This is a genomic window from Spirosoma lacussanchae, assembly GCF_005870035.1.
Taxonomy (GTDB): domain Bacteria; phylum Bacteroidota; class Bacteroidia; order Cytophagales; family Spirosomataceae; genus Spirosoma; species Spirosoma lacussanchae.
This window is the reverse complement of record NZ_SWJG01000001.1, coordinates 1,845,972-1,857,906: the sequence shown is the minus strand read 5'-3', so window position 1 is coordinate 1,857,906 and position 11,935 is coordinate 1,845,972. Positions and strand designations below refer to the sequence as shown.

General features: G+C 55.1%; 8 protein-coding genes. 1 reads left to right on the top strand and 7 read right to left on the bottom strand.

All coding sequences use genetic code 11. The features are described 5' to 3' along the window. Positions 1 to 62: 62 nt before the first annotated feature. The 4 genes from FBR45_RS07685 to FBR45_RS07670 form a co-directional block, all read right to left on the bottom strand. Positions 63 to 494 (bottom strand): phage tail protein, encoded by a 432-nt coding sequence (locus tag FBR45_RS07685; protein WP_138500836.1) that lies wholly within the window; start codon positions 492 to 494, stop codon positions 63 to 65. A gap of 188 nt (positions 495 to 682) precedes the next feature. Then, a complete protein-coding gene (locus FBR45_RS07680) occupies positions 683 to 1,117 on the bottom strand; it encodes a phage tail protein (RefSeq protein WP_138500834.1) in 435 nt (144 codons plus the stop codon). Between the two features lie 997 nt (positions 1,118 to 2,114). After that, a complete protein-coding gene (locus FBR45_RS07675; protein WP_138500832.1) occupies positions 2,115 to 4,628 on the bottom strand; it encodes a PspC domain-containing protein in 2,514 nt (837 codons plus the stop codon). Positions 4,629 to 4,676: 48 nt separating this feature from the next. Next, the gene (locus FBR45_RS07670) at positions 4,677 to 5,087 is read right to left on the bottom strand and encodes a PadR family transcriptional regulator (RefSeq protein ID WP_138500830.1); all 411 of its coding nucleotides are present in this window, start codon (positions 5,085 to 5,087) and stop codon (positions 4,677 to 4,679) included. 182 nt (positions 5,088 to 5,269) lie between these two features. On the opposite strand from FBR45_RS07670, the gene porU2 reads away from it, so the two are divergent. Next, positions 5,270 to 9,280, top strand: coding sequence for a putative type IX secretion system sortase PorU2 (gene porU2 / locus FBR45_RS07665; protein ID WP_138500828.1), 4,011 nt, complete (start codon positions 5,270 to 5,272; stop codon positions 9,278 to 9,280). A gap of 25 nt (positions 9,281 to 9,305) precedes the next feature. Here porU2 and FBR45_RS07660 read toward each other — a convergent pair whose 3' ends face one another. Genes FBR45_RS07660 through FBR45_RS07650 form a run of 3 tightly spaced genes read right to left on the bottom strand, consistent with a single transcriptional unit; the run spans position 9,306 to position 11,932 of the window. Continuing rightward, the gene (locus FBR45_RS07660) at positions 9,306 to 9,968 is read right to left on the bottom strand and encodes a thiamine diphosphokinase (protein ID WP_138500826.1); all 663 of its coding nucleotides are present in this window, start codon (positions 9,966 to 9,968) and stop codon (positions 9,306 to 9,308) included. 33 nt (positions 9,969 to 10,001) lie between these two features. Continuing rightward, on the bottom strand, positions 10,002 to 10,763 hold the full coding sequence (gene kdsB / locus FBR45_RS07655) for a 3-deoxy-manno-octulosonate cytidylyltransferase (protein ID WP_138500825.1): 762 nt from the start codon (positions 10,761 to 10,763) through the stop codon (positions 10,002 to 10,004). A gap of 56 nt (positions 10,764 to 10,819) precedes the next feature. Beyond that, positions 10,820 to 11,932, bottom strand: coding sequence for an iron-containing alcohol dehydrogenase family protein (locus FBR45_RS07650; RefSeq protein ID WP_138500823.1), 1,113 nt, complete (start codon positions 11,930 to 11,932; stop codon positions 10,820 to 10,822). Positions 11,933 to 11,935 lie beyond the last annotated feature (3 nt).

The following is an 11,935-nucleotide window of genomic DNA, read 5'->3' as shown; positions in this document are numbered from 1 at the left end:
CGTACTGAGTTTACAATTGTGGGTTCTCAAGGTATCGTATCAGTGTAGCTCCTGTGCGTAGGTTAATCACGCCTAGGATAATCTCCTTCAATACAAATGATGTAGTTCAGGGCCAGATACGGGAAACGATTTTCGTGGGGCTGCGCGTTACTCACCCCCAATACGGTGGTCTGCGTCGCCTGGGCAGCGTCATTACCAATGCTAACCGCTTTTACACCGGCTTGCGCATGCGATAACATTTCGGTTTCGCTACCGGAAGCCTTTCCAAAATCAATACTGCTCAAGCCTGGCCCCTGTCCTGCTCCAACGGCCTCACGGCCACGCAGGTCCGGTAAGGCAAACGTGATAGTACCATTTCCACCGTAGGTATTGCCAATCACCGAAAATAAGGCTGGATTACTTGAAACAGCAAGAAGTTGCCCGCGGCAAAATTCCCATCCTTTGGGCGGGAAGTCACCAGCAAATAATTTAACTTCTCCTAGACATGGATTCATACGCTAAATAGATTAAGGATGTCAAACTAGACTAGAATTTAGACCCTATTGTGCACTAGATAAGCTAATCAGCAGGGCGTTAAGTCGGGCATTTATTCCGACAACTGGTTTATTTCTGAGCCATGATAATACCAGGCTCATCTGATCAGTCGGCAAAGTCGATCTCACTAACCAATCAATAACCTGGTTCAGTCACGCGCAGGATACATGCCCCTGATACAGATGATAAAATTCAGGCTCAGGCAAGGCGGTACGTTGCTGTGTGGCTGCGCAGCTGCACTCGTCAGAGCGGTTACTTTGGTAGCCTGAGCAGGGTCGTTACCTACTTTAACGGACGTGGCGGCAATCTGAGCCGTTGTTAAGGTGACAGTTACCGAACCACCGGTCTTTCCTAACGAAAAGTTGCTTAATCCCGGCCCGGCTCCAGACCCAATGGCCTCGCGCCCCCGTAAATCGGGCAGCGCAAAGGTAGTTAAGCCATCGCCACCGTACCGAGCTCCCAGAATTGAAAAAAGGGCATCGTTCCCACGAATCCGCAGGATTGACCCGTCGCAGAATGCCCAGTTTAAGGGAGCAAAGGAACCGGCGAACAGTTTGATTTCACCTAAAAAATCGTCTTCCATGAAAAAATAAGTTAAACGTTAAAAAATAAGCTAAAAAGGTGAAAATGAAACCGAGCTGACACAGGCGTTCATTTAGCATAAATCCGGTGTAGCTATAATTATTAATTCGATGTAATATAGACGCAAAAAGTTTACACAAAATAAAATCACTAAAATTTCCTGTAAACTTTAGTGATTTTATTTTTATGAGTTTACTGTATCTTACGCTAAAGAATCGACAAAAAAATTAATATACCAGTCTAGTATATATATCAGACAAATATTTATTATTTCGAAAATCTACTAACTGTAGCTGACAAAATGAACAAGTACTTTATTGCCTATACTATAAAATCCATAAGCTTTATACCATAAAAAAAACAAACCGGAATGGCGCCTTACACCTTAATACAACTCTCTACTTTACTTTCATTATTTTTTTAACACAACCCCATGTACGTTAGGTATAGCATTAAAAATCACCTACATGGGTTGATCGAAAAACTATTCATCAGACAACTGTTGTATTACACTATTGAAATAATTTTGATTAATACTGCTACTCACTTCAACATCAACTACCACCTAAATACATCATTTTTTCTAAGCTCTAACTATTCATTCAACTTACAAAAAAGACACAATTTCTTCCCTGTCAGAAAATTACCTCTCCTAAATTTATATTTGAAAATTTCCAAAAATGAATAGACAAAGAGTTATAGGTTTATCCTTCTGAAATAATTGTATTACAGCCAATTGGCATTTCGCTTAAAGCAAATCTATAAATTTTCAAATAGGCTATTCATCTGACTATTCTTTTGATAGTCGTTCTTTTTTTGCAGTAAATGATTAGCGTCTTTCGTAAGATAAAAAACGGCGCAATCAGACAATGACCGCTGGTAATAGCCAGCTAAGCCGTGGTATGTATGCCACGATACCTTTTTGCATTTTCTCCATACAGTCAACGGCCCCGAACACGTATGTCCGGGGCCGTTGACGAAGGGTAAAGCAGCGTCTTTTACTGACGGGTTACCTTACTGGCACCCGACGTTTCGGAGTCCAGCGAGCCGACCTGACCCAGGGTCGCATGGCTGGCTCCGCTGGCATCGATAGTAGCTTTCTCGATCTGCATGCTGGTGGCTTCGATTTTGCTGGCTCCGCTCAAATCAGCTTCTACCCGGGTGGCCCGGCCCCGCAGCACGATATTCGACGCCCCCGACAGATCGATGGTCAGGTCAGTGACATCTCCGTCGAAAACCGTACGGCAGGCTCCGCTCATACCAATGTTCAGCTTATTGTAGGACCCGAAGCCGGTCAGGTTCGCTTTCGATGCGCCCGATAGTTTCAGCTCGTCAATCGCAGGTACGGTAATCGTCAGCCCGATGCGCTTTCGGTTCTTCCAGTCGAAGATACCCCGCCGATCGACCGACACGTCGAGGGTATTACCACTGACCTTCACGCTGACATCTTCGAGGTCATCTTCGCGGCCGTCGGCCACCACTTTATACGTATCGCCTTTGCGGAACCGTACTACGAAAGCGCCCCCTACGTCGACCTTCGAGAAGTTGCTCACGTTGAACTGGCGGGTGTTGCTACCGATGTCGTCGAAATCATCGCCCAGCTCGTTAGCTACGGCATTCTGCACGTCGTCGGTCAGGTCAGTTACGTCGTTGTCCTCGTCGTTCCCGTCGTAGCTGCGGTCTTTTTCGCGCGGGAAGTTGAGGCAAACCAGTCCGTCGTTTTTGGTGAACTTCCAGATGCTGGCTTCCATCCGGTCAATTTCTTTACCCCCGAACTCATTCCGGATAAACAGGGCAAAGTCTTTCGACATACGGAACGGTTTCTCATAAGGCAGCATCACCTCCATATCCAGATCCTGGGCCCGGAAGCGTGATTTTGGTTTCAGCGTAATGGTATTCTCAAACGCGATCACCGAATCGCGAACTGTGTATCGGTAGTCGATCTGGCGGGCGTTAGCCTGTGCGTTGGCACGGCTGCTACCCTGCGCCCGAAAGCGTTGTACCAGACTGATCGTTGACCCTTCGTACCCTTTCAGTTCGATGGATGGTCTCCAATCGTCGGCATTCATTTCGGCCAGTTCGAAAGTCGGTATAGCGGCTGCTATGGTCAGCGTTTTGGTTTCTTCAACGGTACCACTGCGCTGGAAGCTGCTGATCAGCGGACTGACGGTGCCCAGCAGAATGACCAGGCTGACCAGATAAACCCCGCCCAGCGTCAGCGCGGTACGGCTGCTGATGAGCGGCCGTGTCGTGATCAGCATGACACCCAGTACCGCCACGGCGAAGGCCTGAATCATACCAACGGCAAAGGCCGCTACAATCATGGGCATGGTAATATCGGCCCGTACAAATCCGATTGGAATATCACCAAACTCCGCCCCCGACTCAATACCGAAGGCGGCACCGGTTATGGCCAGACAGGCAATCATCAGCGCGAACGCAATGACCAGACAGATAATCCCGGCGAAGACCCGGATTACCGCCACGACGCCGTTCAGCAAGGGACCGAGTGCGCTGCCAAGGCCTCCAATGATCGTAGCGATGGCCCGGAAGGGGAACAGCAGAATACGGGTCAGGGTACTTTCGTTATTCGGCGACTCGTTGATGTTCAGGTTCTGCTTGATGCTCGACTCAATGTTTGAGAGCGTAATGGGCTGTCCCTGCATTTCCATCTTCTCGGTCAGCGTTTTAGCCGTAGGAGCTACCATCCACAGAACAACGTACAGCAGAAAGCCCACCCCGAAGAACACGATACCCAGGACGAACAGCAGCCGTACGACTCCCGTGTCGATACCGAAGTAAGCCGCGATCCCCGACGCTACCCCGCCCAGCACTTTATCTTCGGGGTTCCGGTAAAACTTCTTCACCGTCTTGTCCTCTTCGATGGTCATTACACCCGGCAGCGCAATCCACATGGCAATGTAGATGAACAGAGCGAAGCCCGATATGCTGGCTCCAAACCCTTCACCAACGGGCGGCAGGGCCAGAAACAGGGTCAAGAAGATGAGCCGGATCCAGACGACGTCGATGTTGAAGTAGTGGGCCAGACCGGCCGCTACCCCGCCCAGGGTCTTCCGGCGCAGGTCGCGCACCAGCCGGCGGGGCTCTCCGTAGGTACCGGCGGGCTGCCCACTGAATGCAGATGACGAGCCGCCAGTTGCAGTGGCAGATGCGCCGGGGGCTTTCTGGCCGCTGTTGAAGGCTGAGTTGCGCCCGCCGTTGGTGACCAGCACTTCTTCTTCTTCTACCGCTTCGAAATCAGAAACCGTACCCATGGCCGCCACCAGTTCGTTGACGTCATCGAGCGAAACCACCTGATTGCCGGTTGCTTTCAACTTGGCCAGCAGTTTTTCGGCAATTCGGTTCTCTATGTCAGTCACAATCTCCTGGCTGTCCTCGTAGGTTGAGAAATACTGCTGAACCGAAGTCAGGTAATTTCTCAGTTTATCATAGCCATCTTCTTCGATGTGGAAGATGACACCACTGATGTTGATGCTGATTGTCTTTTTCATGGTCGTAACCCGGACTTCAGTCCGGTCCTTTTACTGGTTTAGGTCGGGTTAGTTGGTTGCAGAAGAAGGGTTGATGGGATCGACGGATGCCGCAACGGGGGTGTTCCCGTTGGTGGGCTTGCGGTGCTGGTCAGTTTTGCTCACAATAGAATGTACCGACTCCGATAACTCCTGCCAGGTATCGTTCAGCGCGTCGAGCGAGTTACGGCCCAGGTCAGTCAGGATATAATACTTGCGGGGCGGTCCGGAGGTCGATTCTACCCATTTATAGTCGAGCAGGCCCGCATTTTTCAGGCGGGTCAGCAGCGGGTAGAGCGTACCTTCTACCACCATGATTCGGGCGGAGGTTAGCTCGTCGAGCATATCGGAGGCATATACCTCGCCCCGCGATATGATGTGCAGAATGCAGAACTCCAATATTCCCTTGCGCATCTGCACCTGAGCATTTTCTATATTCATCGGTGTACGGGATTGCGTTAAAATTGATACATCAAAGGTAGCATAAGGTACTATGCGATACAAGGTACTTTATTAAATATCTTGTTTTTCCATGATTAATGGTGCTATAACGGGCTGAACGGCAGACGCTTTTTATATACAAGCTAGAACAGTATGTATATTTCGACTGATTACCCACCGCTATGCTTCGACTAGATGCCTTTACGATGTTCTGCTGGCTCGCTGGCTCAACTATCTCTGCCCAGCCCTCACCAGCTGGTAATGAATGGATTACATACAGCCAATCTTACTACAAAATTTCCATAGCTCAGCCGGGTCTCTACCGCATTACGAGCCAGGATCTGCAAAAACGGGGGGTGGTTGTACAGGCCATCGACCCAAAGACCATACAGCTATTTCATCGGGGAAGAGAGCAGGCCATTCGGGTAGTAGACGAAACCGACGGTCGATTCGATCCGGACGACTACATCGAGTTCTATGGCCGCGGCAACGATGGTCTCGCCGATTCGGCGCTGTACCGGAGTGACGCTGACCAGCCCGGACCGGCGCAGCCGCATACGTACTACAGCCTGTTCAGCGACACGACCGCTTATTTTCTGACCTGGCGATCGGGAGGTCCCGCGGGTCGGCGGATGACTACCTTTACCGACACAACGGCAGCAGACCTGCAACCGGTCGAGTACCATTGGGCGGAGGAGCTTCGACTATTCACCGATACCTACCCCGGTTACGCAGCCGGGATACCGCCCAAACTAGAATACAGTCACTACGAACCCGGCGAAGGGCATACGGGTGTCATTCAGCAGAGCGTCCCTTACACGGCCGGTTTCCTGGTATCCAACCCGTATCGATCGGGGCCGCCCCCCCAGCTCGACATCCTGCTGACCGGCCGCGATTACACCACCCACCGGGTGGAGGGACGGGTGGGACCAGCGGCTGACGCCCAGCGGCTGTTTGGTTCGGCCATTTTTTCTCTCTACGCCAACGCTCACCTCCGCGATACCCTCAGCTGGCAGGACGTCGGTTCCGACAATCAGTTGCTGGTATCGACCGCGGCCGCTGATGGAAACCGCTACTCCCTGTCGTACCTGCGGCTTCGCTATCCGCAACAACTCACGGCCAGTAACCAGTCGCAGTGTCTGTTTCGGTTGCCACCCCATTCGGCCGGTCGGTCGCGGCTCGTTATCCTGGATGTTCCGGCTGCGGCCCGATTTTTCGACATCACAGACCCCAACGCGCCCACGCTGATCCAGCACCGGCAGACCGGCTCCACCGCCCGGCTCATCGTGCCTGGCACCGATCAGGAGCGGATCATTCTTTGCAGTAGCCAGGTCGACCCGGTCCCGGACATTCGGCCCGTCACGTTCGTCGACTGGCGCAACCGGCGGCCTACCTATCTGATTGTCACCCACGAAAACCTGATGCGGCCAACAGCCCGTAGTACCAACGCCGTACGGGACTATGCCGCTTACCGGGCGTCGGCCGCGGGGGGCGGCTTCGATACGCTGACCGTAACCATGTCGCAGCTGATCGATCAGTATAGCTACGGCGAACGGCACCCCCTGGCCATCCGGCGTTTCGCTGATCAGCTCCTGCGGCAGAGTCGGGCATCCGGCGCGGCACCGCCCGAATTTCTGTTGCTGCTGGGCCGGAGCCGCAGTGCAGCGGGGGTGCGGCAAAACCCCGACCAGGCCGGGCTGGATATGGTCATGACGATGGGGTTCCCCAGTTCGGACGCAGCGCTGACGGCCGGTCTGGACGGTGCCCTCCGCGACGTCCCCCGCCTGCCAACGGGCCGTATTAATGCCGCCACCCCGGACGATGTACTGGCTTACCTGAACAAGGTAATCGAATACGAACAGCTCCCCACCGACACCCCCTGGCGCAAACAGCTGCTTCACCTCAGCGGAGGCACCTCACCCGACGAATCCAGGTTGTTCAGGTCGCTGGTCGATGCCTACGGGCGCCAGGCCACGGGAGCCGCGCTGGGCGCTCGGGTAGCAACCGTAAACAAACAGACGACGACCCCCACCGAAAACCTCAATATTGCCCCGCAGGTGAACGAAGGCCTTGGGCTGATTACGTTTTTTGGTCACGCGGGCCTGTCGGTGACCGACCTGAATATTGGGTTCTGCTCAGATGATGCACTGGGCTACCGGAACCGGGGCCGCTACCCGGTTCTATTGATTAATGGCTGTGCTATCGGCAATTTCTTCTTCGGCCGCCCCACCCTCACCACCGACTGGATACTGACGCCCGAACGGGGAGCCATCGCGGCCATTGCCCAAAGTCACCTCGGCTACATCAGCACCCTCGATCAGTACAGCACCGTGTTTTACGGTCTACTGACCGACAGCACCTGGCTCGACCGGTCCATCGGAGAGCTTCAGCAGGAGACCATCCGGCGCATCCTGACCGACACCCCGACAGGTCTGGCCCTGGCCAATGCCCAGCAAATGGTTTTACAGGGCGACCCCGCAATCCGCCCGTTTCCGTTTCCCACACCCGACTATGGATTTGTACCAGGTGGACTACGGATCGAGGGAACAGACGGTGGGGCGCTGACCAGCGCCAGCGATTCGGTCACGATCCGGGTAGTCATCCAGAACACGGGCCGCTACCAGGCTGGCCGGTTGCCGATACGGATACGCCGGTTTATCCAGGGCCGCGAATCGGGCGTGTATAACCTGAGCTGGCCCAGCACCGTTGCTTACCGCGACACCATAAGCCTAACCATTCCGAATGAGCGTACTACCGAAGGCGCCAACCGATTCGACCTGTCTCTGAACCCGGCCGACCGTGTTGATGCGATTCCGGAAGTGAACCGAACCAACAATCAACTACAGGCCGAACTAACCGTACCCGGTCAGCTACCCCGGCTTATCTACCCGCCGATGTCGGCGGTTATCGCCGAGCGGCAAATCCGGCTCATTGCCCAGCCGTTTGGGCAGCCACAGCAGCTGTATACGGTTGAACTCGATACGAGTGCCCGGTTTACCAGTCCCGGTCGGCTATCCTGGCAGCTCACGGCTCAGAACGGCCTGTCGGTACCGGCTACGCTCACCGGCCCCGCACCGACCCGCTATTTCTGGCGCGTACGGCCCGTCCTGTCGGCAGAGGCACCCTGGCAGTCGGCACAGTTTACCTACCATCCGGCCGCGGCCAACAAAGGCCTGCCCGAAGGACAAGTCTGGCTATCGACAGCCCTGGCGACGAATGACCTGCGCCAGGGTGATAGTGTAGCGGTTCCGGTGGCTTTTACGAACCTCAGTCCGCATCCTTTCCAGGACTCCCTGGTCGTGCAGCAGGTTCTTTACGGGGCCCGTCTCCCCCAGCCCCAACTCAGTCGATTCCGGATTAAAGCCCCCGCTCCCGGCGATACAATCCGGTTTACGGTGCACGTACCGACCGTGTCGATACCCGGGCTGAACCGGCTCATGATGACGGTCAACCCCGGCCTGCAAGCCGAGTATTCGCTGCTGAATAATACACTCGACCTCCCCCTGCCGGTGCAGGCCGATCAACTGGCCCCGCTGCTGGAAGTGGCGTTCGACGGGGCTCGGATCAACGAGGGTGCCGTGGTGTCGGCTAATCCGGTGCTAGACATCCTGGTGGCCGATGATAACCGCTCGCTACGCCGACGCGACACCACCGGTATGGCTCTGCTGCTACAACGCCCCGGGCAGTTGACCTGGGAGCGGCTTAGCTGGGAAAACGCCTGGATCCAGCCAGCCGGTGCCGATAATGTATTCCGGGTGCGGTACCAGTCGGCATCGCTGGCTGAAGGCGACTATGGCCTCATTGCTACGGCACAGGATGCCGTCGGGAACGTGGCCGTACCCTATCGAACGCGATTTCGGGTGGTACGAGCCCCGGCGCTTACCGACTTTACGGCTTACCCCAATCCGTTCCGCGATCAGGTTGTTTTCTCGTTTTCGCTCACAGGCGAACGCGCTCCAAACGAGGTGCAGCTTGTCATTACGGATCTGAAGGGTCGACCGGTCCGGCATCTGCGCAGCCGTACGACCGGACAAACGGCCCGGGTTGGGCTGAATGAATGGGTATGGGACGGGCGCGCCGATACCGGCGAGGACGCGCCGGCGGGTGTGTATCTGTACCGATTGGTGATCAACGATGGCTGGGTAGTGCCCGCCCCACCGCTCCCCCAGGGCCGACTGGTACGGGTGCCCTAACCCGGTTCCAACGCCCCGGCAGCGGTTAGTCCCAGCACTCCATGAGCAGCAGATCGCCGGTCTGGGCCTCGACACGAACGAAGCCGTCGGCGGCTGCTTCGTTGCTGCTTCCCGTACGATAGCCGAGGGTCATGGTATCGTTCTGTACGTTGTATTTCAATCCTTCGGTAGTTATGCCGGTTACCGTTCCCACCGGAACCAGGGAGAGTGGCGTGCCCGCTTCGTACCATTTCTCGAATCGACCTACGAGCGGAAAAATGCGGGAGTGGTCGTCGAGCATGACAATCCGGATCTGGTCTTTGTACCTGACAATATTGGTCATATTGGTCAGACTATGGTCGGCCCGGCGGCCCGTTGCCCAGATGATATTGACAGCCGGATAACCCCGGCCGATCAGATACTCTATTCCTTTCTCCAGATCGGTTTTATCCTGGTCGGGCGTGTGAACCACGTCGAGCGGATATTGCTGCGCCCGGATGGTCGCTAGGTCGAGATCCCGGTCAAAGTCGCCCAGCAGCACATCTACTTTAATACCCAGATCGAGCACCCGCCAGATAGCACTGTCGAGCACCACCACCGTTGGACTCCACTCGAGCAGCTGGCCAAGCAGTTCGGGCTGGCAGGCTTCGCCGTTGGCAATCAGCAAAGCAGGCTCCTGCTTGTCACGAACGATATGGTGAGACGACATACGAGAATGAACAGCGTGAGAACAACGACGATTTTAGCCCTGCCGGCTACTCTGCAAAGCCCGGTCAATGTCAGATGGATCATCTACGGCCTGGCTCTGGTGAACAGTCGTCACCAGTTTGATGCAGTACCCCGCTTCCAGCCAGGCCAGCTGCTCCAGCGATTCAGCCTGCTGAAGGGGCATGATGGGCAGTGCGGCAATTTTTTCCAGTATATCGGCCCGGTAGCCATACAGGCCCACATGCCGCTGGTACGGGTGGTGCTCATGCCAGCGCGCCGGATCAAGATCACGAAAAAATGGAATCGGCTGACGACTGAAATAAAGCGCTTCCTGTCTCGCGTTCAGGACAATTTTAACCTCGCCCGTACTGTGCAGTATCTCCGCCGACTCGACGGGCGACATCTGGGTGGCCAGTTCTACCGATCCGTCGAGGACAGCCGCCAGCTCATCGATCTGAGCAGGGTTGATAAACGGCTCATCGCCCTGTATGTTGATAACATAATGAGGTCCGGCGGTGGGTATACTGCCGCTGTCGACCAGTTGGGCATAGGCTTCCTGGCAACGCTGGGTACCGTTTACGTGGTCGGAGTGGGTCATGGCCACCTCACCACCTGCCTGCCGAACGACTTCGGCAATGCGTTCATCGTCGGTAGCGACAACAACCCGGTCCAGCAACCGGGCCTGGCAGGCTTGCTCGAGCACACGAACAATCATTGGTTTGCCGCCAATATCGGCCAGCGGTTTGCCCGGGAAACGCGTTGAGCCGTACCGGGCCGGAATAATGCCAATTATCATAGAAGCAAAGAAATTGGTTTTACCGAAGCGGGATAGGCCCGCTCCGGCAAAACCAGCTACAGCCGCCGGAACAGGTCCTTCAGCAAATCAATGGTAATTACCTCCTGCCAGTGGGGCCCGATGGCGTGCAGCCACATATGCGGCAGGTTATACGACACCTCAGCCATGCGGGTCAGCGTCTCGTCACTCCAGTTGGCCGACAGCCCCTGCGGTAAATCGATCTGGTGGTAAGCCACCATCTGCCTGAACTCCGCTACGCCTTCGGGGTAATAATCGGCCAGGTGATTCATGATCAGACAGTTGGCGTAGCAGTGACGGGTGCCCAGAATTTTGGACAGGCCGTAGCTGAGTGCGTGGCATACGCCTACTTCTGAATAGGTCAGGCTAAGCCCGCCCATGAGCGAAGCGACCATCAGCTTCTCGTCGTTTTCGGGCGTCTGTCCGGACTGATCGCCCAGAAACACCTCCCGGCACAGCTTAAGCGACTGCTCGGCAAAGGCGTGGGAGTAGGCGTTATTCATCCGCCCGTTTTCCGACTCGATGCAGTGGATATAGGTATCCATACCGGTATAGAACCACCAGTTGCGGGGTACGCTCGCAATCAGGTCCGGATCGAGAATGATCTGGTTAAAAACGGTCCATTCACATTTAAGGCCCAGCTTCTTAACCGGCCCGGTCAGTACGGCGGTCATGGACACCTCGGCACCGGTACCCGAAATCGTAGGCACCCCCACGTGATAAACACCTGGTTTTTTGATGAGGTTGAGTCCCTGATACAGCGTTGAAGACCCTTCGTTCGTCAGCATCAGCGACAGCGCCTTGGCGATGTCCATGATGCTGCCGCCCCCAATCCCGACAACCCCGGACGGCAGGCCGCGCGTGGCCAGAATTTCGTCGCGGAGTTCGTCGATCTGCTGGGTGGTGGGTTCGTGTTCTTCTACGCTGATGTAAAAGGTGAGATCCTCGCTATGTGTCGGCACCCGGTTCTCGAGCGGTTTTCCTTTAAAGTAGTTATCAACGAGGAAAACGAAATAGCCTTCATTGTCGGTCCGGTGCGGAGCCAGAATCTCATCGAGCTGATCGAAGCTACCGCGTCCGAACACGGTCTTTTCGATACCTTTAAAATTCTTGTGTGCCGATCGGGTAGCGGTTGGTACGGTGGTTGTCATGGG

Excerpts from the sequence above, each read along its gene's own strand:
- FBR45_RS07650 (WP_138500823.1), bottom strand. The coding sequence starts at position 11,932 with ATGACAACCACCGTACCAACCGCTACCCGATCGGCACACAAGAATTTT.
- FBR45_RS07670 (WP_138500830.1), bottom strand. The coding sequence starts at position 5,087 with ATGAATATAGAAAATGCTCAGGTGCAGATGCGCAAGGGAATATTGGAG.
- FBR45_RS07675 (WP_138500832.1), bottom strand. The coding sequence starts at position 4,628 with ATGAAAAAGACAATCAGCATCAACATCAGTGGTGTCATCTTCCACATC.
- kdsB (WP_138500825.1), bottom strand. The coding sequence starts at position 10,763 with ATGATAATTGGCATTATTCCGGCCCGGTACGGCTCAACGCGTTTCCCG.
- porU2 (WP_138500828.1), top strand. The coding sequence starts at position 5,270 with ATGCTTCGACTAGATGCCTTTACGATGTTCTGCTGGCTCGCTGGCTCA.
- FBR45_RS07685 (WP_138500836.1), bottom strand. The coding sequence starts at position 494 with ATGAATCCATGTCTAGGAGAAGTTAAATTATTTGCTGGTGACTTCCCG.
- FBR45_RS07660 (WP_138500826.1), bottom strand. The coding sequence starts at position 9,968 with ATGTCGTCTCACCATATCGTTCGTGACAAGCAGGAGCCTGCTTTGCTG.
- FBR45_RS07680 (WP_138500834.1), bottom strand. The coding sequence starts at position 1,117 with ATGGAAGACGATTTTTTAGGTGAAATCAAACTGTTCGCCGGTTCCTTT.